Below are 23,290 nucleotides of genomic sequence, written 5' to 3'. Positions count from 1 at the left end.
TAATGGATGCTGAATGATGTGCAGGTATAAGATAACAGAGAAAGCGAATGCCGTTCTGTAATGGGACGGATAGGGTTTGAGCCACTTATCACGAGTTGACAAGGGACAACATCAACCTACCACGAAAGTGGGCAGACTTCTGTGGTAATGTTTGGGAGGCAAATACCCAACATTAGCCAAATGGTAATTCTTTACAATAAACTTTTAGAACTTTTTAAAGTAGGAATGCAAATGAACGATAAAATCAAAGAAAATCTCCTCGACCAATCGTGTGCGCCGACTGACAACCTGCAATCAAATTGGGACAGAATAGACTGGACTAAGGCGGAGCAAGCTGTTAAGAAGCTTCAAGCTCGTATTGTAAAGGCTCAGAAGGAAGGCAGACATAACAAGGTGAAAGCCTTGCAATGGACGCTTACCCACTCTTTTTACGCAAAAGCCTTAGCCGTAAAGAGGGTTACTTCTAACGGGGGTGGTTGTACTCCTGGGGTTGACAAAGAAATATGGGATACCCCTAAAGCTAAAATGCAAGCAATAACCCAACTCAAACGCAGAGGCTACCAGCCAATGCCGCTGAGAAGAGTTCATATCAAGAAGAGCAACGGCAAACTGCGACCGTTGGGAATACCGACAATGAAAGACAGAGCCATGCAAGCACTCTATCTTATGGCATTGGAGCCTGTATCAGAAACTACAGCTGATACTCGTTCATACGGTTTCCGCAAGGAACGCTGCTGTATGGATGCAATACAGCAATGTCATAACATTCTCCGAAAGGGATATTCTCCCGAATGGATTTTGGAGGGTGACATAAAAGGGTGTTTTGACCATATCAGCCATGAGTGGTTACTTGCCAATATCCCAATGGATAAGGCAATACTCCGAAAATGGTTGAAATGTGGCTATGTTTTCAACAAGCAAATGTTCCCGACCGAGGAAGGAACACCGCAAGGTGGTATAATTTCTCCGACACTTGCCAATATGACTTTGGACGGATTGCAGAAAGCTCTTGCAGATAGATATAAGCGCCATCATGTTAATGGTAAGTTGTATTCACCAATGGTGAACCTTGTACGTTATGCGGATGATTTTATCATCACTTGCGAGAACAAGGAAACTCTTGAAAATGAAATCAAGCCATTGGTTGCTGAATTTATGTCTGAAAGAGGTCTGACCTTATCAGAGGAAAAGACGGTGATAACCAACGTGCATGACGGTTTTGATTTTCTTGGCTTTAATATCCGCAAATACGGCAAGGACATATTGACCAAGCCGACAAAGAAATCCGAGAAACGCTTTATGGAGAATATCCGTAAGGTAATTAAGGAGAACAAGGGTTGCAGACAGGAGTCGTTAATCAGAATGTTGAACTCTAAAATCCGAGGATGGGGAGGTTATTATCAGCATGGGGCGACACGTGATTCATTTCACAGAATCGACCATCAGATATTCCTCTCACTATGGCAATGGGCAAAACGCCGTCATTCCAAGAAAGGGAAACGGTGGATAAAAGACCGATATTGGCATGACATTCGAGGGAACAAATGGACTTTCGCTTCAAAATTCAAGAAACCAAACGGAAAGGAAGACCAATTGACATTATTGTCTCTGACTTCATCGTTTCCATTCCTGCAATACACGCAGATTAAAGGAGACATGAACCCGTTTGATGCAGACTGTCGTCTGTACTTCTATAAAAGAAAGAAGTCGAAAATGCTTGTTACGCTAAAAGGACGCAAGTCACTGCTGTACCTATGGGAAAAGCAAGGACGCAAATGTCCTATATGCGGTGAGCCTATTGATACGCACAAGGCATGGAATGTCATGCCAACCGTTCAAAACGGAAAGAAATGCAATCTGTTGGTTCATGATGAATGTTTTAAATTATCCCGCAAATCAAATGGAAACAAGAAGTAGTTTGAGCCGGTCTCTGCATACAAACAGAGGCTTAGAAAAGCTTGAGCCGTATGAGGGGAAACTCTCATGTACGGTTCTTAGGGGGGAAGAGGGCAGCAATGCCCTTGACCTACCCGATCGACCGTCAGACTTGGCACAGCGTGACGGTCGAGGTGTGCGTGCCGGCAACGAGATTGCCAAAATCTATGCCGACAACAAGGTGGATGTCATCATCTATGCGGTGGAAAAGTCGCTTGACTCGTACAAGTTTAACCTCCTGCACTGCAAGCAGACTTTTATCTCGCAGTTGAAAAGCGGAGCCTTGGGGGCGAGAACCATTGACGAGGGAGCGATGGACGAGAAATCGGGCATGAATTTTTCCGAGTATATGGCTATTCTCTCCGGAAATACCGACTTGCTTGACAAGGCAAAGCTGGAGAAGAAGATTGCTTCTCTGGAGGGTGAGCGCAAATCGTTCAACAGGGGCAAGCGTGATTCGGAACAGAAACTGAAGTCAAAGTCAGAAGAGCTGGACGGCAATCGGACTATACTCAAAGGCATGACAGCGGACTATGACAAGTTTATGAGTCAGGCAAAGAAGGATATGGACGGGAATATTCTCAATCTCATCACCCTTAACGGTCTCGAGTCCAATAATCTGGAAGTGATAGGCAAACAGCTTCAAAGGATGGCAAAAACGGAAAGGACAGATGGGGAATACAAGGAAATAGGTGCAATTTATGGATTTCCTATCAAGGTCGTAAGCGAGACAAGCTTTGAGAGCGGTCTTCCCTTCGTTGATAACCGCTTTGTTGTTGAGGGCCATTACAAGTATCAGTACAACAACGGACATCTCGCCAAGTCTGACCCGATAGCTGCGGCAAATAACTTTGTGAATGCCCTGCAGAAGATACAAGGGTACATTGAACAGTATGATTCAAGATGCAGGACACTGGAGAAGGAGATACCGCAACTAAAGGAAATTGCTTCCAAGGTCTGGAAGAGAGAAGAAGAGCTGAAAAGTCTGAAGACGGAACTGGCAGCATTGGATAGAAAAATACAGTTAGAATTGGCACCACCTGTTCAAGAAAAGGATATAAGTGATAAACCTCAAAAAGAAAACAACACTATCAAATCGGGAGAATTCTACGCAGATACTATAGTACAACAAGAAAGGAAGGTCCGAATTGGTCTTTAATTGGTCTATTTATAAAGTGGCAAGCAAACTTATTATGAGTTTGTTTGCTACTACTTTTTCTTAATACTATATAAATTATCTAAACACAGATAGTTCTTCGTTCACATTTTGATATCAAAGTAATGAAAAACAGTATTTGTTTATACAAAATTTCTGAGATATTAAAGCGATTAGGCTTAAATAGTCTTAAATTTGTGTTGCAGTATTTATAATTCCTGCCATTTCTTGTCTTTTCTCAATAAATTTTCGTATTTTTGCAGTCGGATTGTATAGCCAGACCGCAGTTGTCGCTGTAAGACGAGTTCTTTCATGATAACCGAGTCGGCAGCCTACGCCGTGCTGAGTGTAGTGAAGTCAACCATGACATATCTATACGAAAGCGGGCTTTGGGTGGGAAAGCAATCCAGACATAATGGAAGGCGTTTATCGACGCTGTGTTTAAGACTTCCTGTAATCTAGCAAATTAACAGTTAATCATAGTCTTGAATATGGTCAACGGTAGATGTCCCGGGTGTGATTATTTCAATCCCGTGGAGACCTTGTAAGCATAGATTGTACCCTTTCGGGCGCAATCAAATGTATTATATAGGTCTCTTTACACGGACATGATTTTCATATCGGCGTGGGCTCTGACGTTGTCTGTTCAACTATGATAGGCAATTGCTAGAGCCTCAGGAAGTGGAATGGACAACAGGACGATTCCACGCTTTTTTTGTCGCAATTTAACGGATTTCTGTCTAGAAAAAAGTTAGCACCGATATGAAAGTCGATGAATGGACATCAGAAGATGTACACACCTCAGGAGGAGGTGAATTCCCTCCTTGCGCTGGACTTACCTCCAACGCCCTCCCCGAAGCTCAAAGCACAGTTTCCGCCGAGAGTTCACAAACAGGGGTGTCCACCAGAAATGCCCATATAGCAAGTAAGTCTAAAGCGCAAAAAGAGGAAGAAATTCCTCATTGGTATGCTTTACGCACCACCTATGGTAGAGAGAAAAAAGCATACGACTATATGACCGCCAAAGGCATCACGGCTTTCTATCCTACCACCGAGGTAGTGAAACTTATAAAAGGTAAGCGCAAAATTGTTATCGAGTCACGTTTACCCAACATCTTCTTCGCCTACGGTACCGAAGAACAACTCAAAACCTTTGTTTACGACAACGTAAATCTCCCATTCCTTCGTTTTTACTATCGTCACGTCCACGTTGGGCGCAGAATAGAGAAGGTTCCTATGATAGTTCCAGACTATCAGATGGAAAGTCTCAAAATCATCTGTGCTGCCGATGCGGATAATACAATCGTGTCATTAGTCGAAGTGCCAAAGTTCGAGAAAGGACAGTTGGTAAAGGTTATTGATGGTGTATTCAAAGGGGTGGTTGGAATAGTTGCACGCTGGCAGGGGCAACAGAGAGTAGGCGTGGTAGTAGATGATTTGGTAACAATGGCCACAGCCTATATACCAAGTGCGTTTCTTCAAAAAATATAATAAAACAATTAATAAATATGAAATATGCTTTAGTAACAGGAGCCTCGCGAGGTATAGGACGTGCAGTGGCTTTGCGCTTAGCAAATGAGTATCCTGTCATAATCAATTATCATTCTAATTCCGAAAGTGCTAATGAGGTAAAGGAACTAATTGAGGCGAACGGAGGTTATGCAGAGTTGCTACCTTTTGATGTTGCAGATTCACAATCTATAGAAAATGCGATTGACCTGTGGGAGCAAAGACATCCTGATGATTATATTTCTGTGTTAGTAAACAATGCAGGTATTCGTCGAGACAATGTTATGTTTATGATGGCTAATGAGGAATGGCATGATGTACTTAACACAAATCTTAACGGCTTTTTCTATATCACAAGACGCCTATTGAAACATATGATGCCTCGTAAACGAGGTGGAAGAATTATAAACATGTCATCGCTTTCTGGTTTGAAAGGAATGGTAGGTCAGGTAAATTATAGTACTGCAAAAGCAGCGCTAATAGGAGCGACAAAAGCTTTAGCTCAAGAAGTAGCCCCTCGTAACATCACAGTGAATGCAGTGGCTCCAGGTTTCATACAAACAGATATGACTAAGGATTTACCACCAATACTCTGTTAATTCTTATGTAATCGATTGAAAATGAGAGAGTTAATTAACGTAATATAACTAATAAAATTTGGTTAAGTGGCTGATTATCAGTAACTTTATAGTTCTCTAAGCTCAAAGTTATATGACATCAGAACCACTCAACCAATATACGGAAATATGCAGAGATGCTATCAAAAGTTCATCTGCAAAGTTAAGCAAAACTTTCGAGAGTCTACTCTTGGAAATACTTTTATTGTACATGACGATACAAAGAAAGATAAATTTCACTCAAATGGAGCGTTACGGCACCCATTGTGAGCAGACCTACAGAACGAACTTCAACCGTGGTCGTGCTAAATGCATAGACTGGGTGAAGTTCAACCTTGCCCTATGCCGACGTTACTTGAATATGGATGGTCTATTGGCTATAGCCATCGATCCGAGCTACATCAGCAAGTCGGGTAAGAAGACTCCGCATATCGGTACTTTCTGGTCCGGTTGTGCAAGTTCCATGAAGCATGGGCTTGAAATCATGGGGCTTGCACTTGTCGATGTCCATGCCAACAGTTGCATGATGCTGCGCGCCCATCAGACTCCATCTACTGGAGAATTGAAAATGCGTAACATGACTCTCGTGCAACATTACATAGCGGTCATCAAGCGTTATAAGAAGGATTTGTTGAAGGTCACCGATATTGTTGTCGCTGACGCTTTCTTCTCTATCCGTCCGTTTGTGGACGGAATCAAAGAGTGCGGTTTCCATCTTGTCAGCCGCTTCAGGGATACTGCGAGCCTATATTATGTGTATACGGGACCTCGTTCCAATAAGCCTGGACGTCCCAAGACACTTGACGGAAAAATCAACTACAAGAAACTTGACCTCACACGTATGGCAGAGTTGCATATTGAAGGACTTGAAGGCACAGCCTACACACTCATAGCCTATTCAAAGGCATTGAAGCAGAAAGTGCGCCTTGTCATTTGGGTTATGCCGAACGGAAAACACAAGCTTTTCTTCTCAACAAAGACATCCATGTCGGGTGAGGAAGTGTTGCGCACATACCGCTCAAGATTCCAAATAGAGTTTTGTTTTCGCGATGCAAAGCAATATACTGGTCTTACGCATTGCCAAGCAAGACACAAGAACCAGTTGGACTTTTCCTATAATGCATCATTCGCATCACAGAATGTTGCGAAAGTGATGATGAAGGAAAATGAATTGCCGTATTCCATGGCTTCTTTCAAGGAGATTATGGCAAGCACATACATCGCTAAATTAATTTTCAACAAGTGTCGGAGAATACCGAACCGAAAGTTAATTAGTCATACTATCAAAGAACTCTTTGGCTGGCAACGTAAAGCTGCTTAGCCATTATCTCAAATTTTAACGAACTATTGTTTATCAGACTGGCAGTAAAAACGGCGCATGTAAAGGGTGAGAACAAACCGTTTACACCCTAAAGGACACATCGTGACCGTTCTCTTTTGCCAGCCACGGGTATGAGTGGTTTTCTGGCCACAACGGTCGCAGAAGGCATGGGTAGCCGTACTCACGAGAACCATTTTGAGTTCCGTGGAAGAGAAGTCACAACTTGTGATAAAAAAGCCATCAATGGCAGGAAAAATGTCCATAAGAAGTTTTTCTCCGGCCATAGAAGCATTTATATCGGATTTTATTTGGTTGTTCCTTATCTTTTTTATAATTTTGCATCTGTTAGCGATTGTATCCATTGTAAGTCATATTTTATGATCACTTTAAACTTACATATTTTTGGAGACAATCGCTAATTTTTTATATTAAACTTTCTCAAAAATATTGCTCCTTCATATAAAAATTGGGGCTTTGTACTAAAATTTGAGAAGAACCGAAAAAGTTTTTTCTAATTTAATGCCACTTCTACCACGCTGATGTGTAAGTGTTTGATATACAGAAAATAACGCGTGGTAATAAGCAGTGCTTTTATTGCCACTTATTACCACGCATTGCCACGCCTTATTTTTGCTTATTCTTCTGTAATCGGCATAGAATCAGGTAGTTGTCTAATTCGTGGTAATAAAATAGGTATATCTTGATATTGTCCCCAAAGCTAGAGGAATGTGCCCCGAAATATTGCCCAATTGTGCCCGAGGCTCTGGGCACTTTTGCCCGGGAATATCGGTTACATTTGCTCATAGTTTCGGGCGTGTTTGCTCATAATTCCGGGCACAAATCCTCATAGTTTCGGGCAAGTTCTTACGATGTTTCTCGCAAGTACTTACGATGCTTCTCTTAAGTATTTACGATGCTTCTCTTAAGTACTTGCGATGCTTCCCGCAATTATTTACGATATTTCTAGAAATCGCAAGGCAATGCAGAGAGCTGCTGCATGATGGTCTTCGCCATGCGCGAGTGGCCGGCATCATTAGGATGAAGACGGTCGGTATTCGGCTTGTTGAACATCTGGGCACCAGCATCGTAAAGAGGGAAGAGACCCGAAAGGGAGTTGAGGTCAATGACCGGTACCGCCCACACATTGCCCACTTCCTTAATCGCCTTCACGTATTCATCGAAGAAAATGCCACGGGCATTCTCGTACATCTCGTCGGGCTGGATGTTCTTGTCGCTGCTTCCAAAGTAAGCACGATGGATAGGAGTCATCACCACGATTTGCTTGGTAGGATACATTTGCTTCAACTTCGACATGGCTATGTTGATGCGACCTTTCAAGGTGTTCTTATCCATGGCAAAATGACGATGGCGACGCTGAACCATTTCGCTTGGCTTGTGAAGGGCTACCCTTACGCTGTCGAAAGTCTCCTCATACCATTCACCGATAGGTACACCATTGTTGTAATCGTTGGTACCCATAAAGATGAGAATGGCATCGAAATCATCACCATGCTCTTTCTGGAGTAGATCAGCCTGTCGGGGAATATCGTTCCACTGTCTGCCGCTCACGCCATAAACGTAGGGGGTAATACCGAGCCAATCCTGCAGGAATCCCCAGTATTTCACCTTCGATGCCTTGATTCTTGGATCGGTGATGGAGTCGCCGAAGTAAGCCACCTTCTTTCCCTTCCAGGGATGCTGGAGGTTCTTGAAAGCCTTTTCCTTTTCGGCGATTTCTTTCTTGCTCATCGCCTTCTGAGCGAAGGCGGGCATGGCTGGCATCGCTAAAGTCAAGGCGAGTGCCAGGGTAATCATTGTCTGTTTCTTCATTGCTAGTTTGTTTTTAAATCTTTTTCTGAGTGCAAAGTTACGGCTAATTTCTTAAACAAAGCTACATTTTTTGTTCAAATATCGGTGTTTTTCTGCATTTTTTTGTAATTTTGCAGCCGCAAATATAAATAAGTATATAAATAGGCATATAAATAAGCATATAAATAGGCATATTAATTAAGGTATATAAAATAGGGTATATAAAATAAGGTATTAAGAAGGATGACTATAAGTTTGAGTAATATGAATAGTTTGAGCAATTTGGGAGATTTAACCCGTAAGCGAGTGGCTGTTGCAGCTTATTATTTTGTGCCGGGCGTGGTGTTTGCCAGTTGGGCAAGCCGCATTCCGGATGTAAAGCAGATGTTGCACTTGAGCAACGGACAGTTGGGATCGGTGCTTTTCGCCATTCCTATCGGTCAGCTTCTGATGATGGCTTTCTCGGGTGTCTTGGTGAGCAGGTTTGGCAGCAAGAGGATGCTTGCCTTATCTGAAATTCTCTATGCATTGGTGCTCTTCTGCATAGGAAGCAGCACTACGGTTTTCAATTTGATATTGAGTCTGATGGCTTTCGGAATGATGGCGAATCTGATGAACATCGCCACCAATACCCAGGCTTGCCTGGTAGAGAAGATGTATGGGCGCAACATCATGTCGTCGTTTCATGGTTTGTGGAGCCTGGGCGGTTTTGCGGGTGGTATCATCGGAGCCGTCTTTGCCAATACCCTGCTTCCGATAGAGGTTCACTTTGGAGCCATCCTGGCGATGAGTCTTCTTATCATCGCCATCGGATTCCGTTTTCTTGTAGATGATGCTACGGCGAAGGCAGAAGAGGAGGATGTGCCGAAGTTCTCTTTCAAGACCATTGACCCGATTCTGTTCCTCCTGGGATTGATGGGATTTGCCGGCATGTTCTGTGAAGGAACTGTTTACGATTGGAGTGGTGTGTATTTCTCATCTGTAGTGAAACCCGATGAGGCTTTTATCCGTGCGGGCTATGTGGCTGGCATGGGAGCGATGACTCTGGGCAGATTCATGGCCGATGGTTTCGTAACGAAATACGGACCATCCAAGGTGTTGAAGGTTTGTGGTGGTTTGATTGTGGGTGGTTTGTGGCTGGCAGCTGCCTTGCCTTATCTGATTCCTGCCACCTTGGGCTTCCTGCTGGTAGGTTTCGGCATCTCTTCATCGGTTCCTATCTGTTACAGTATCGCCGGAAAACTCGGAACCATCAAGGCTAGCATTGCCATCACCATCGTTTCGAGCATCAGTTTCTTCGGTTTTCTGGTAGGACCACCGGTTATCGGATGGCTTGCTGAAGCCACCGGTCTCCGCATAGCCATCAGCATTGCCGCCTGCCTGGGCTTGATGATTGCGTTTGTTGCCGCAAAGGTAGGAAAGAGAATATCTTGAATGAGATGAATATCTTGAAAACAAGATGAATATCTGAATAAAATACAAAAAACCGTGGATGCTCCATGCATCCACGGTTTTTTGTTATCAATAAAATAAGCAAGGAATATTGCTGATAATAATTGGTATGGATTCTATTGTGACCGAAAAAACAACGAAAAACAATGAATAAGAAGAATATCTATGTTTATTGTACAAAATTATAGGTAAATATTGCTTTAAAATTTGTAATTTTGCCCACAAATAACAAAAACTCTATAAAATAACAAAAACACTATAAATGGAAATGAAGACTAAAACATTATTTGCAGCGATGTCGTTCCTGACAATTTGCTCGATGGCTGTCCAAGCGCAGATTCCTCAGCAATCCATCCGATGGGATAAGCATAGTCTTATCTTCGATGGCAAGCGAGTGGTGCCGGTGATGGGCGAGGTACATTATTCTCGAATCCCTCAGAATGAGTGGAGAGAGGAAGTGAGGAAGATGAAGGAGGGTGGCGTTACCATGATTGCTGCCTATGTGTTCTGGAACCATGTGGAGGAAGTAGAAGGGGTGTTCAACTGGAGTGGACAGCGCAATCTTCGTGGTTTTCTTGAGATATGTAAGCAGGAAGAGATGCCAGTGGTTCTCCGACTGGGCCCTTTCTGCCATGGCGAGGTTCGCAATGGTGGCATACCTGACTGGATGTTTACCAAGGGATGCAAGATGAGAGAGGAGAATACCACTTTCCTGAAATATACATCCGAACTTTATCGTCAGATTTATTCGCAGGTGCAGGGGTTACAATGGAAAGATGGTGGTCCGGTAGTTGCGGCACAGTTTGATAATGAATATCGTGGCAGGGGTAGTTATCTGATGGCGCTGAAGAAGATAGTCCAGCAGATAGGTTTCGATTTGCCTTTCTATACCCGTACTGGATGGCCTGAACTGAAAACGCCGGTGCCTTTCGGCGAGATGGTTCCGCTTTATGGCGACTATGCCGATGGCTTCTGGGAGCGCAGCCTGAAGGAGACTGCTGGTAATTACTACAAGGCTTTCAACTTCAAGGCTTTCCGAAGCAGTACGGCGATTGCCACCGAACAGCTTGGCAAACAAGAGGCGAAGATTAACAAGGGGGATGAAGCCTATCCTTATTTCACCTGCGAACTGGGTGGAGGTATGATGACTTCCTATCATCGCCGTCCGTATATTTATCCGGAAGATGCATATTCGCTGGCTATCGTCAAGTTGGGTAGCGGAAGCAATCTGCTGGGATATTATATGTATCATGGCGGAACCAATCCTACTGCGATGATGCCGGGTAATCTGGACGATGGTAGTGCGGTTTATCTGAATGAAAATCAGCGCACTCAGGCTACTAATTATAATGATATGCCGGTAAAGACGTATGATTTCCAGGCGCCATTGGGTGAATTCGGACAGAAGAATCCTCATTATTTCATGCTCCGCAAACTGCATCTCTTTATGCATGATTATGCAGAAGTGCTGGCTCCGATGGAGTCTAGCTTCCCATGCAGTCAGGATATAGAGAAGGGTGATGATTCTCATCTTCGCTGGTCGCTTCGTTCTAAAGATAAGAGCGGTTTTGTTTTCATTAATAACTATGAGCGATTGCAGCAGTTGTCTGCCAAGAAGAATGTGCAGTTTGATGTCTGCGGAATGAAGTTTCCTCAGCGTCCGATGACTGTTCCTGCCGGTGCGATGTGCATCTTCCCGGTAAATATCGATGGCATCCGATACGCTACGGCACAGTTGATAGCCAAGCGGGATGGAAAAATCTATCTGGAACAGATCAAGGGTATTCCTACTGAGATTGCTGTGGATGGAAAGGTGCTGAAGAATGTGAAGGCGAAGGGTATCGCCAAACCTGTTTATAAGAACATCTATCTTGTAGATTCCAAGACGGCGGAACATCTGTTCCTGCAGAAGGAAGGAATATCGGTTGAGCAGAAAAATGGTTCGGTAAAGTCGCAGACTTCCAAATCTAAGAAAATGGTTCCAATGATGTCACTGGCTCCTTCTTTCAAGAAAATTAAGGAAGCAGAGAGCGTTCGCAAGATAACTATGGCTGTGCAGAAAGTGGCAGAGGAACCGTCTGATGCCGACTTCAAGAAGGCTGCGGTTTATCAGCTTCATCTTTCGCCTGAAATGCTGCAGGGCAGAAAACTCCTGCAAATTCAATATCGTGGTGATTGTGCCCGACTCTATGCCGATGGCAAACTGGTGGCTGATAATTTCTATAATGGTCGCCCGTTCCTGATGGGATTGTGGCGCCTGCCTGCCGACTGCCAGAAGCTGGAACTCCGCATTCTTCCTTTGCAGAAGGATATGCCGGTTTATTTCCCTCGCGAAGCAGATGTGACGAAGGAGGGAGAAGAAATCGTGAAATTAGAAATAACTCAACAATAAATGATTCAACCATCAATGAGAAATATTGTATTGATAATGGGCTTGATGTCTTGTGCTTCCTTGCAGGCACAGGGCGTCGGCTCTAATAATAAGATAGACCTCTCGGGGCAATGGCGATTCTCGCAGGGAGATGCGCCTACCTATGAGGATGTAGTTAAGTTGCCGGGATCGATGCTCACCAACGGCAAGGGTAATGATGTCTGTACCCATACGCAATGGACAGGAAGTCTTTATGATTCTTCCTTCTATTTCAATCCTTATATGGAGAAATATCGCCAGGAGGAAGTGCTGGCGAATGGGAAGCATCGCATCAAGGGAACCATGAAGTTTCCTTTCTTCCTCACCCCAGAGAAGCATTACATCGGCAATGCGTGGTATCGCAAATCGGTGTTTGTGCCTAAGGAGTGGAAGAAGCAGCGCGTCATCCTCTATCTGGAACGTCCTCATATAGAGACTTCGGTTTATATCAACGGCAAGTTGGCGGGCAGGGATTCTTCGCTGAGTGTGCCTCATGAGTTTGATGTTACACCTTATATTATATATGGCAAGGATAATGAAATCAGCATCAAGGTGTATAATGGCATAGAAAATGTATGCGTGGGTCAGGATTCGCATAGCGTAACCGACCAGACCCAGGGCAACTGGAACGGCATCATCGGAAAAATGGAATTGCAGGCGCATCAGCAGCAGTATATCCGCAACCTACAGGTTTATCCTGATGTAAAGGGCAAGCAGATTAAGGTGGTGATGGATGTGACGGGGAATGCCCGGAAGGCTGATTTCCAGTTTGATGTAAGTGGCGTCAAGCATTCGTTTTCTAAAATAAAGAGAGAAAGTGATGGAAAATTCTCCGTCATTATTCCGATGGGCGAGGATATCAGGCTTTGGGATGAGTTCCATCCGAATCTTTATACCCTGACTGCTACGATGGGCAAGGAGTCTATCAGTACCACCTTTGGTATGAGCGAGATCTCCATCGAAGGCCGACAGTTTTATATGAACGGCAAGAAGATTTGGATGCGTGGAACCGTGGGCAACTGCTGTTTCCCGGAAACCGGTTATCCGCCAACCGATGAGGCTTCGTGGCTCCGTATTTTCAGAAAATGCAAGGAATATGGACTCAATATGATGCGATTCCATTCTTATTGTCCTCCCGAGGCAGCTTTCTCGGCAGCCGATCAGGTGGGAATCTATCTTCAGCCCGAAGGTCCATCTTGGCCAAATCACGGTGTGAAGTTGGGCAATGGCATGACCATCGACCATTATCTGATGCAGGAAACTCAGCGAATGGTTGAGAAATATGGCAATCATCCTAGCTTCTGCATGCTTGCTGCGGGCAATGAACCTGCGGGAAACTGGGTGAAATGGGTTGGCAACTTTGTGGAAGAATGGAAGAAGTCTGGCGATAAGCGCCGTGTATATTGTGGTGCATCCGTTGGTGGCGGTTGGGCTTGGGACCCGAAGAGCGAGTATCATGTAAAGGGTGGTGCGCGCGGATTGGATTGGGACAAAAAGGCTCCGCAATCGGAAGACAACTTCGATGGGGATATGGTTCGTGTGGTTCAGAAGGGCAGAACGCCGATAACCTTCGATGTGAACGAGCCTAGAGTGACCCACGAGATGGGCCAGTGGTGCGCCTTCCCTGATTTCAAGGAGATTTCGCAATATACGGGAGCCTATAAGGCCCGCAACTTCGAGATCTTTTCTGATTTGCTGAGAGATAACGGTATGGCGAGTCAGGCTGAGAAATTCCTTCATGCCAGCGGCAAGTTGCAGACCTTGGCATATAAGTATGATTTGGAGCGCAACCTGCGAACCAAGGATTATGCGGGCTTCCAGTTGCTGGGCTTGAATGATTATAGCGGACAGGGTACTGCTCTTGTGGGCGTATTGAATGTGCATTGGAAGGAAAAGGGGTATTGTGATGCCAAGGATTGGACGGAGTTCTGTTCGCCAATCGTTCCTCTGGCTAAGTTCCCGAGATTCGTTTTCTCTTCAGAAAACAAGGTGCAGGTTCCTGTGGAACTCTATAATGCGTATCACGAGCCGTTGCAGAATGCGGAGGTAACATACGAGGTGAAGGACGAAAATCAGCAGGTTTTGGCTTCAGGAAAATTAGGAAAGTCTTCGCTTCCAGGTAATTCGCTTGCTGATAATCAGAATTCGCTTCCTGTGGGTAAGAACATCGGTTTAGGCAATGTATCCCTGGATTTCCCTCATCTCCATATTCCGTCTCCATCGCAATTGGTCTTGGAGATTCAGGTGAAGTCTTCCAATGCTCCTGTAGCCCGTAACCATTGGGATTTCTGGGTGTATCCATCTCAGATAGAGATGCCGAATACCAAGGTGCTTAAGGATATCTATATTGCTGATAGTCTGGATGCCAAGGCGCAGAAGGTGTTGCAGAAGGGCGGCAAGGTGCTGCTTCTGGCTGCCGGAAAGGTAAAGATGGGCGAAGATGTGAAGCAAACCTATCTGCCGGTGTTCTGGAATACCAGTTGGTTTAAGATGCGTCCGCCTCATACCACGGGTGCTGCCATCGACAAGGCTCATCCACTCTTCAGAAATTTCCCTACGGATGACTGGGCAAACCTGAACTGGTGGGAGTTGCTGAACAAGGCGCAGGTGATGAATCTCCGTGAGTTCCCGAAGGATTATCAGCCGACAATCCAACCGATAGATACCTGGCACGTGAGTCGAAAGCTCGGTATGATGATTGAAGCCAAGGTGGGTAGAGGCAAGCTTCTGATGACTACGATGGATGTAACCAGCGACTTGGAACATCGCCTGGTGGCAAACCAGATGCGTTATGCCATCCTGAAGTATATGATGAGCGAGGATTTCCAGCCGGCAATAGAGGTGGATAAGCATGTGATTGAAAATCTCTTCACGAAATCGGCGCCACCCGTGAATATGTTTACCAAGGATTCTCCGGATGAACTGAAGCCGAAGCTTAAATAAAAAATGAGTTGAAGCTAAAGTTCAAATAAAAAAAAGAATATCCTGTGTGCCAAGAAAAGGCATGCAGGATATTCTTTTTTTATTTGATATATGTTCCAGATGTTTTAGATGAACAAACTTCCTATCTGGAAGACCAGGGCTGATACTACCCATGCCAGGAGCGTGGTGTAGCCGGCGGCAAAGCCTGCCCATTTCCAACTGCCCGTCTCGCCCTTGATGGCGGCGATGGTGGCGATGCAAGGGAAGTAGAGTAATACGAAGAGGAGGAAGCAATAGGCGGTGAGCGTTGCCTTAGATTCCGCCTCGGCATCGCTGTAACCGTAGGTCTTCTTCAAATCAGAAGTCATCTGCTTCTTCAAAACCTCGTATTTTCCGTCTTCATCGTTGTAATCCTGATCGTCAGAGAAACTGTCGTTGTTGCTGTAGAGCACACCCATCGTTGAGGCTACAATCTCCTTGGCACCCACACCGGATACCAAGCCTACATCCAGTTTCCAGTCGAAACCCTGTGGGGTAAAGATAGGCTCGATGGTCTTACCGATTCTGCCGATATAGCTCTGCTCCTGCTGAGCCTGGTTGTCAAGTTCCTCATTGTGAGGGAAGTAGCCCAATGCCCAGACGATGATACTTGCCACAAGGATGATGCCACCCATCTTCTTCAGATACTGCTTACCCTTTTCCCAGGTATGGCGGCCTATCGCCTTCCAGGTAGGGAAGCGGTAAGGAGGCAGCTCCATTACGAATGGGGTATCTTCGCCTTTCACCACGAAACTGGCAAAGATGCGGCTCAATATCACGGCAAGGAAGATGCCGATGAGATAGAGCGATACCATGATGAGCGAACGGTATTGGATGGCAAAGAACGTTCCGATAACCATGATGTAGATTGGCAGACGAGCCGAACAGCTCATCAATGGCAATATCAGCATCGTTATCAGGCGGGAACGGTGACTCTCGATGGTTCTCGTTGCCATCACCGCAGGTACGTTACATCCGAATCCCATAATCAGAGGGATGAATGACTTGCCATGCAGACCCATCTTGTGCATCAGCTTATCCATGATGAAGGCTGCACGAGCCATATATCCCGAATCCTCCATGTAAGAGATGAAGAAATACAGAATGAGAATCTGTGGCAGGAACACAATCACGGCGCCTACACCACCAATCACACCATCTACCAGCATATCCTTCACTGGTCCATCAGGCATCGTATTGCTGATGAACTCGCCCAGCCATGCCACGCCGTCCTCAATCCATCCCTTAGGAATCTCGCCCAGCACGAAGGTGGCTGAGAACATGATGAACAGCAGGAGGACGAAGATAGGGAAGCCTACATATTTATTGGTCAGGATGCTGTCGATGAGGTGGGTTACCTGATAGGTATCCTTTGCCTTGCCCGGTTCATAGCCTGCTTCCTGCAATGCACCATGAATGAAACCGTATTTGGCATCCATGATGGCGGTTTCGCTATCTTCCAGAGTCTCTTCCTTTACACGCTTGGCTGCCTCGTCACGGGCTGAAAAGATTTCCTTGGCCGATTTCAGATGACTTACGTATTCCTCGGCGTGCTTATCATTCTCCAATAACTTGATAGAAAGATATCGGGTGGAGTAGCGCTGGCGGATGGAATCATCTGCCTTCAGATATTTCTGGATATGTTCGATGCCGTGCTCTATCTCATGTCCGTGGTTGATGTGGATATGGCGATAGTGAGCGCTGGAATCTTCCTTGCCTTCGTAGAGTTCGATGATGGTCTCGAAGAGCTTATCCACGCCTCGACCATTGGTGAAGACGGTAGGAATCATCGAGATACCGAAGAGTTCGCCCAGCTTGTCGTAGTCGATGTTATCGCCACGTTTTTCGGTTTCATCAAACATGTTGAGGGCACAGACCATGCGGATGTGCATGTCTATCAACTGGGTGGTGAGATAGAGGTTGCGCTCCAGGTTGCTGGTGTCGATGACGTTGATGACGATATCCGGCGTATGCTCGATGAGCTGCTTGCGCACATAAAGCTCTTCCGGAGAGTAGGCAGAAAGGGAATAGGTACCCGGCAAATCTACCAGGTTGAAGTGATAGCCGTTGTATTCGGCTTCGCCCACCTTGGCATCCACGGTTACGCCGCTGTAGTTGCCCACACGTTCGTGAGCACCCGATGCGAAGTTGAACAATGAAGTCTTTCCGCAGTTTGGATTTCCCACCAGTGCCACGTTGATGACGCGGTGGAGTCTTTCTGCTTTCTGTTCTGCCAAGGCTTCGTTGCTGGCAGAGTCTTTTCTTTCAGCCACGAGCATCTTGTCGCCGAGCGCCTGCTCGTCGCTATCGCTGGAATCTACTACTTTAGAGTCAATTACCTGCTGGCGGTCTTCTTCTTCCGCCTTGCAGAGTTTTGCATCATGCTTGGCCTCATCAATGGAAACCACCTCGATATGGTCAGCTTCGCTGTGTCGGAGTGACACCTCGTAACCCATAATCTTGTATTTCACTGGGTCCTGGAGTGGGGCGTTCAGGAGCACATCTACCTTCTTGCCCTTGATGAATCCCATCTCGATGACTCTCTTGCGGAATCCACCGTGACCGGATACCTTGACGATGACTCCACTTTCACCTGTTTTAAGTTCTGATAATTTCATATATCTTTCCTCTTTATCTTTCTTAATCTTTCCTTCTTGATCTTTCTTTCTAGATCTTTTCAACTGCAAAATTACGAATAATTTTTTGCAACTCGGTAGCAATGATGTTATTTATAAAAAAAATACCTAGAAATGATGAGAGTATCATCAAATCTAGGTATTCTTATCATTATTTATTGTGAGTCATCTTTTATGCCTGCAAGTTTCTGCCGTGGCAGTTCTTGAACTTTTTGCCGCTGCCGCATGGACATGGATCGTTAGGACGAGGCATGCGCTCGGCGCGGTATGGAGTGCGGTTTACCTCGGCGTTCTCGCGGGTATCCTGGTTGGCTGCTGCCTCCTGAGCTGCACGCTCGGCATCAAGGTCAACCTTGCTCTCTACGTAGTTCTGCTGGGTGTGCTGCTCTGGTGCTGCCTCCTGTACAGGCTGCTCCTGCTCCATTACTGGAATCTGACCACGCATCAGGATGCTGGCGATACGGTCGTACATGTCGTTGATCATACCATCCCAGATCTTGGCACTCTCCAGCTTGAAGATCAACAATGGATCCTTCTGCTCGTAGCTGGCGTTCTGTACAGAGTGACGAAGTTCGTCGAGCTTGCGGAGGTTCTCCTTCCAGTCGTCATCGATCATCTGGAGAACAACGTTCTTCTCGAATTCCTTCACTACGCTCTTAGCCTCGCTATCGTAAGCCTCCTTCAGGTTGCATGCAATGTTGTACATGCGCTTGCCGTCGGTGATAGGCACCATGATGCGCTCGTACATAGCACCCTGGTTCTCATATACCTGCTTGATGATAGGCATGGCTGTAGCCTGGATGCGGTCGGTCTTGCGCTTGAAGGCAGCCATAGCCTCCTGGAAGGCACGCTCAGCCAAATCCTCACGTCTGCCGTTCTCGTACTCATCCTCGTTGAATGGAATCTCCATGGCGAGCACCTTCAGGAACTCTTCCTTGGCACCTGTGAAGTCGTTGTTGTTGACGATATTCAATACGCGGTCCCAGATGATGTTGGCGATATCCATGCCGATACGCTCACCCATCAGGGCGTGGCGACGCTTCTCGTAGATAACGGTACGCTGACGGTTCATCACGTCATCATACTCCAGGAGGTGCTTACGGATACCGAAGTTGTTCTCCTCTACCTTGCGCTGGGCACGCTCGATGCTCTTGCTGATCATTGGGCTTTCGATACGCTCACCATCCTCGAAACCGAGACGGTCCATTACCTTGGCGATACGCTCTGAAGCGAACAGACGCATCAGCTTATCCTCCAATGATACGTAGAATACTGAAGAACCTGGGTCACCCTGACGACCGGCACGACCACGGAGCTGACGGTCAACACGACGGCTCTCATGACGCTCTGTACCGATGATGGCGAGACCACCTGCAGCCTTCACCTCAGGAGTCAGCTTGATATCGGTACCACGACCTGCCATGTTGGTAGCGATGGTTACGGCACCCTTGCCATTTACTGAGCGACCTGCCTCGGCTACAATCTGAGCCTCCTGCTGGTGCAGCTTGGCATTCAATACATTATGAGGAATGTTGCGCATCTTCAACATCTTGCTCAACAACTCAGAAATCTCTACAGATGTGGTACCTACCAATACTGGGCGGCCTGCATTACGTGTCTCCTCGATTTCGTCGATAACGGCACGATACTTCTCGCGGGCTGTCTTGTATACACGGTCATCCAAGTCCTTACGCAGGATAGGACGGTTGGTAGGAATCTCCACTACATCCAGTTTGTAGATGTCCCAGAACTCACCTGCCTCTGTGCTTGCTGTACCGGTCATACCGGCGAGCTTGTGATACATACGGAAGTAGTTCTGCAGTGTGATGGTAGCAAAGGTCTGGGTAGCAGCCTCCACCTTTACATGCTCCTTAGCCTCAACAGCCTGGTGCAAGCCATCGCTCCAGCGGCGACCCTCCATGATACGACCTGTCTGCTCATCCACGATCTTCACCTGACCGTCCATGACAACATACTCATCGTCCTTATTAAACATGGTGTAAGCCTTCAAGAGCTGCTGCAAGGTGTGAACACGCTCGCTCTGTACGCCATAGTAAGCCAGCATCTCGTCCTTCATATCCAGACGCTCCTGGTCTGTAATGTCGGTACGGGCCTCCAGGGCACTCATTTCTGTTGTGATATCAGGCAACACGAAGAGTTTCTTATCGTTCACCTGCTTAGCCAACCACTCTGTACCCTTATCGGTCAGGTCGGCTGAGTTCAACTTCTCATCTACTACGAAGTACAGAGGCTCAACTGCCTTAGGCATCTCACGGTTGTTGTTGGCCATGTAGAACTCCTCGGTCTTCAACAGACCAGCCTTGATACCTTCCTCAGAGAGGTACTTGATCAATGGCTTGTTCTTAGGCAGCGCCTTGTATGAACGGTAGAGAGAGAGGAAACCTTCCTCAAGCATCTGCTGGTTCTTGTTCTTTGTACCCTCAGTAATCTTCTGCTTAGCCTCGGCGAGCAACTCGGTGGCCTGCTTACGCTGTACCTCGTAGAGCTTCTCTACCAATGGCTGGTACTGCTCGAACATCTGGTCGTCGCCCTTTGGAATAGGACCAGAGATAATCAATGGTGTACGGGCATCATCAATCAACACGGAGTCAACCTCATCGACGATGGCGTAGTTGTGCTGGCGCTGTACCAGGTCGCTAGGGTTGGTAGCCATGTTATCACGCAAGTAGTCGAAACCGAACTCGTTGTTGGTACCGAAGGTGATATCTGCCATGTATGCCTTGCGACGTGCATCAGAGTTAGGACGATGCTTGTCGATGCAATCTACTGAGAGACCGTGGAACATATAGAGAGGACCCATCCACTCTGAGTCACGCTTTGCCAGATAGTCGTTCACGGTTACGACGTGAACACCATTGCCAGTCAGTGCGTTCAGGAAGATAGGAGTTGTACCTACGAGGGTCTTACCCTCACCGGTAGCCATCTCGGCAATCTTACCCTGATGCAGAACGACACCACCGAAGAGCTGGACGTCGTAGTGGATCATTTCCCACTTCATATCGTTGCCGCCGGCTGTCCAGTGATTGTGATAGATAGCCTTGTCGCCATCGATGGTAACGAAATCGTTCTTTGGATCAGAAGCCAACTCGCGGTCGAAGTCGGTGGCTGTAACTACAGTCTCCTCGTTCTCAGCGAAACGGCGGGCTGTATCCTTAACGATAGCGAACACCTGAGGCAACACCTCGTTGAGGGCGATTTCATACTTGTCGAGAGCTTCCTGCTCCAACTTGTCAATCTGGTTGAAGATACCTTCACGCTCATCGATAGGAGTGTCCTCGATCTTAGCCTTGAGTTCGGCAATCTTAGCCTTTTCCTCTTTAGCGTACTCTTGTACGTACTTCTGGATTTCCTTTGTTTTTGCACGGAGTTCGTCATTGCTCAAGGCATTCATCTTAGGATATTCTGCCTTGACTTTCTCTACGATTGGCTGGATCAACTTCATATCGCGAGTTGACTTGTTGCCAAACAATGACTGAAGAATTTTGTTGAAGTTCATTGTTATATTTATTTTTTTATTATTATTCGATGTAATGTTGTCTAATCTTAAATATTTTGCAAAAATACAAAAAATATCTGTAAATCTGCAATGTTTTGCCAATAAATGCCTTTTCCTGCCGCATTTCTTTGGGGAAATGCTTACAAAAGGCGCATTTGTCGGCAATTAGGACCTCGAATAACAATGCTCCCGTATGGTGCCTTGTACTTATGCGCCACCACGGGATAAAAACAAATATGTGGATGTGATTCTGTCAGAATGTCAGTCTGGATGGCTGGAAGGGTAGCCGACTGGAGATAATGGTGGCGCTCTGCGATGCTTTCATCCTCGGCGGCTTGCTTGATTACCTTCAGGACATAGAGGATGTCCTCCTCCAATGCCTTCGCCTCCGGTTGCTGGATGAATTCATCGTAGGATATATCCGTGAGCGCAAACTTCAGCGCCTGCTGATAAGTCTGCGCCTCCATGCCGGTTGCCGCCAGGACAACCAAAAGGGCTGTGATATATCTGTTTACTAACATTATCTTATTCTTTATTTATTAATCTTATTCTTGATTCTTTTTCTTCTTTCTGAATTTCGTGATGATACGATGCTGTATCTTCAAGTTATTGGCACTTAAGTCCAGCATGGTTGACTTGAATGCGTATCTTACGAGCAAAGAGAGTGCCAAAGTTACCATGCCCTCTGCGTAGGTCTGCCATATCTGCATGAAAAGTGACACGACAAGGCAGATTCCCCATACTTCATAATACCAATAGAGCTTCCCCTGGCGCATCTTCTGGATGGTCTTCCATACGAAGATGAGGTTGAATGGGTTCAATATCAGCATCTGGAAGTTCACCTGCACGGTAGGGTGCTGAGAGAACAGCATGGCAAAGAGGATGAGTCCCGGCAATCCGGTAAGAATGAGCAGGAAGGCATCCAGCACCCAGAAGTTCTTCTTTCTTTTCCATTCGAAAACGCTGAGTGCGATGATGATGACCGCCAGCGTGATGAATACCAGGGTAGGGGTGATGACTTCTGCTTCTGCCACTTTCTGGGTAGGAGGTATCAGATAGCAGGTGGAATCCACCAGCATGAGGTATCCGTCTTTTCTGATGAGGTGGTTCACCTCTGCATTGCCCGCCGTGTCGTTGATGAAGTCTTTTCTTCCTTCGGTGGCGAAGTCTTTGCTCAGATTATCTGGCAGGAACTCCCATTCGCGCTGGGTGAGGTCTCTGTCTGACAGGTAGCCCAGCAGCAGGTCGTTGCCGAATCTTGCCCAGCGGTGGTTGCCGTTGAGCTTATGGATTTCCTCGCGGTAAGTTGACTGTGCATCGGTGTCCTTGAAGTTGGTGTTGCAGTAACCGATGTTGGTAATCACCATTTCGCGGGCACGGGTGGTACAGTTGTCGAAGAAGAAATTGTAGCGGTAGGTACGGTTTTCCGGCTGTGCATTCTCTTCGATGGCATGTAGCACCTTCAGTTTCTCCTCTCTCGACAGATGGAGGCGCTGCTGGCGCACCCATCTTCCCTCGGCACTGTACTCTGCCATGAAATCGGTCATCGGATAGATGCCAATCTGGTAATCGGTGAGTCCGAAGACGAAGCGGAGGATGAAATAGCCTTGCCTGAAGCTGAACATGCCCCAGTTCACGGCCACGTCGCTGCCATGCGCCTTGTCCTGGATGCGCAGAGCCGAATGCCCATAGTACGACCACACCTCCTCACCTGGTCCGCAAGTAAGGAGCGAAATATCCACAGAGTCGAGCCATGCGGTGGCTTCCTCATTGACACGACTGTTCTGCACAGAAATATCAGGAGCATTGTAGCCTGAAAAATCCTGTGCTGTCACAATAGTAGTTAAATTGGTTAAAATAACTGCTAAAATGACCCGAAATATATGCTTAAAACGTTTCACGATGCAAAAATAACTTATTATTTTCAATTATCCTTCTTTTTTCTAGATTTTTTTTAATACTTTTGC

The 23,290-nt window shown here is 46.3% G+C and carries 12 protein-coding genes and 1 pseudogene; 8 read left to right on the top strand and 5 right to left on the bottom strand.

What is annotated here, in order from left to right; translation table 11 throughout:
* Positions 1–231: 231 nt before the first annotated feature.
* The 5 genes and pseudogenes from ltrA to KUA49_RS13600 all read left to right on the top strand — a co-directional run bounded on the left by ltrA (position 232) and on the right by KUA49_RS13600 (position 6,538).
* Positions 232–1,917, top strand: coding sequence for a group II intron reverse transcriptase/maturase (gene ltrA, locus KUA49_RS13620; RefSeq protein WP_049702337.1), 1,686 nt, complete (start codon positions 232–234; stop codon positions 1,915–1,917).
* Positions 1,901–3,094: a DNA methylase gene (locus KUA49_RS13615; RefSeq protein WP_233522338.1), complete on the top strand. Its 1,194-nt coding sequence runs from the start codon at positions 1,901–1,903 to the stop codon at positions 3,092–3,094. The genes ltrA and KUA49_RS13615 overlap by 17 nt, the downstream gene beginning before the upstream one ends.
* Before the next feature lie 759 nt (positions 3,095–3,853).
* Entirely contained in the window at positions 3,854–4,582 is a 729-nt protein-coding gene (locus KUA49_RS13610) for a UpxY family transcription antiterminator (RefSeq protein WP_117664206.1), read from the top strand.
* A gap of 17 nt (positions 4,583–4,599) precedes the next feature.
* Positions 4,600–5,184 (top strand): annotated as a pseudogene (locus KUA49_RS13605) (SDR family oxidoreductase); the annotation flags it as partial.
* Between the two features lie 244 nt (positions 5,185–5,428).
* Positions 5,429–6,538 (top strand): transposase, encoded by a 1,110-nt coding sequence (locus tag KUA49_RS13600; protein WP_237474194.1) that lies wholly within the window; start codon positions 5,429–5,431, stop codon positions 6,536–6,538.
* A 963-nt stretch (positions 6,539–7,501) separates the two neighbouring features.
* Here the strand turns inward: KUA49_RS13600 and KUA49_RS13595 are convergent.
* Positions 7,502–8,368: an SGNH/GDSL hydrolase family protein gene (locus tag KUA49_RS13595; protein WP_256624737.1), complete on the bottom strand. Its 867-nt coding sequence runs from the start codon at positions 8,366–8,368 to the stop codon at positions 7,502–7,504.
* Between the two features lie 243 nt (positions 8,369–8,611).
* On the opposite strand from KUA49_RS13595, the gene KUA49_RS13590 reads away from it, so the two are divergent.
* The 3 genes from KUA49_RS13590 to KUA49_RS13580 all read left to right on the top strand — a co-directional run bounded on the left by KUA49_RS13590 (position 8,612) and on the right by KUA49_RS13580 (position 15,152).
* On the top strand, positions 8,612–9,781 hold the full coding sequence (locus KUA49_RS13590) for an MFS transporter (RefSeq protein ID WP_218411521.1): 1,170 nt from the start codon (positions 8,612–8,614) through the stop codon (positions 9,779–9,781).
* Positions 9,782–10,067: 286 nt separating this feature from the next.
* Positions 10,068–12,191, top strand: coding sequence for a beta-galactosidase (locus KUA49_RS13585; protein ID WP_256624738.1), 2,124 nt, complete (start codon positions 10,068–10,070; stop codon positions 12,189–12,191).
* Between the two features lie 15 nt (positions 12,192–12,206).
* Positions 12,207–15,152, top strand: a complete 2,946-nt coding sequence (locus KUA49_RS13580; protein WP_218411522.1) for a sugar-binding domain-containing protein — start codon at positions 12,207–12,209, stop codon at positions 15,150–15,152.
* A 104-nt stretch (positions 15,153–15,256) separates the two neighbouring features.
* On the opposite strand, the gene feoB is transcribed toward KUA49_RS13580, so the two are convergent.
* The 4 genes from feoB to KUA49_RS13560 all read right to left on the bottom strand — a co-directional run bounded on the left by feoB (position 15,257) and on the right by KUA49_RS13560 (position 23,158).
* Positions 15,257–17,788 (bottom strand): ferrous iron transport protein B, encoded by a 2,532-nt coding sequence (feoB, locus tag KUA49_RS13575; protein ID WP_218411523.1) that lies wholly within the window; start codon positions 17,786–17,788, stop codon positions 15,257–15,259.
* Between the two features lie 190 nt (positions 17,789–17,978).
* Positions 17,979–21,323, bottom strand: a complete 3,345-nt coding sequence (gene secA / locus KUA49_RS13570) for a preprotein translocase subunit SecA (protein WP_218411524.1) — start codon at positions 21,321–21,323, stop codon at positions 17,979–17,981.
* Positions 21,324–21,463: 140 nt separating this feature from the next.
* Positions 21,464–21,844 carry a hypothetical protein gene (locus KUA49_RS13565; protein WP_218411525.1) on the bottom strand — a complete coding sequence of 127 codons (381 nt, stop codon included), beginning with the start codon at positions 21,842–21,844 and terminating at the stop codon, positions 21,464–21,466.
* A gap of 24 nt (positions 21,845–21,868) precedes the next feature.
* Positions 21,869–23,158 (bottom strand): DUF4105 domain-containing protein, encoded by a 1,290-nt coding sequence (locus tag KUA49_RS13560; RefSeq protein WP_318331618.1) that lies wholly within the window; start codon positions 23,156–23,158, stop codon positions 21,869–21,871.
* Positions 23,159–23,290: the final 132 nt, after the last annotated feature.

Origin of the sequence: Segatella copri (genome assembly GCF_019249655.2) — a bacterium.
Lineage (GTDB): Bacteria > Bacteroidota > Bacteroidia > Bacteroidales > Bacteroidaceae > Prevotella.
This window is presented reverse-complemented; position numbering and strand designations above follow the sequence as displayed.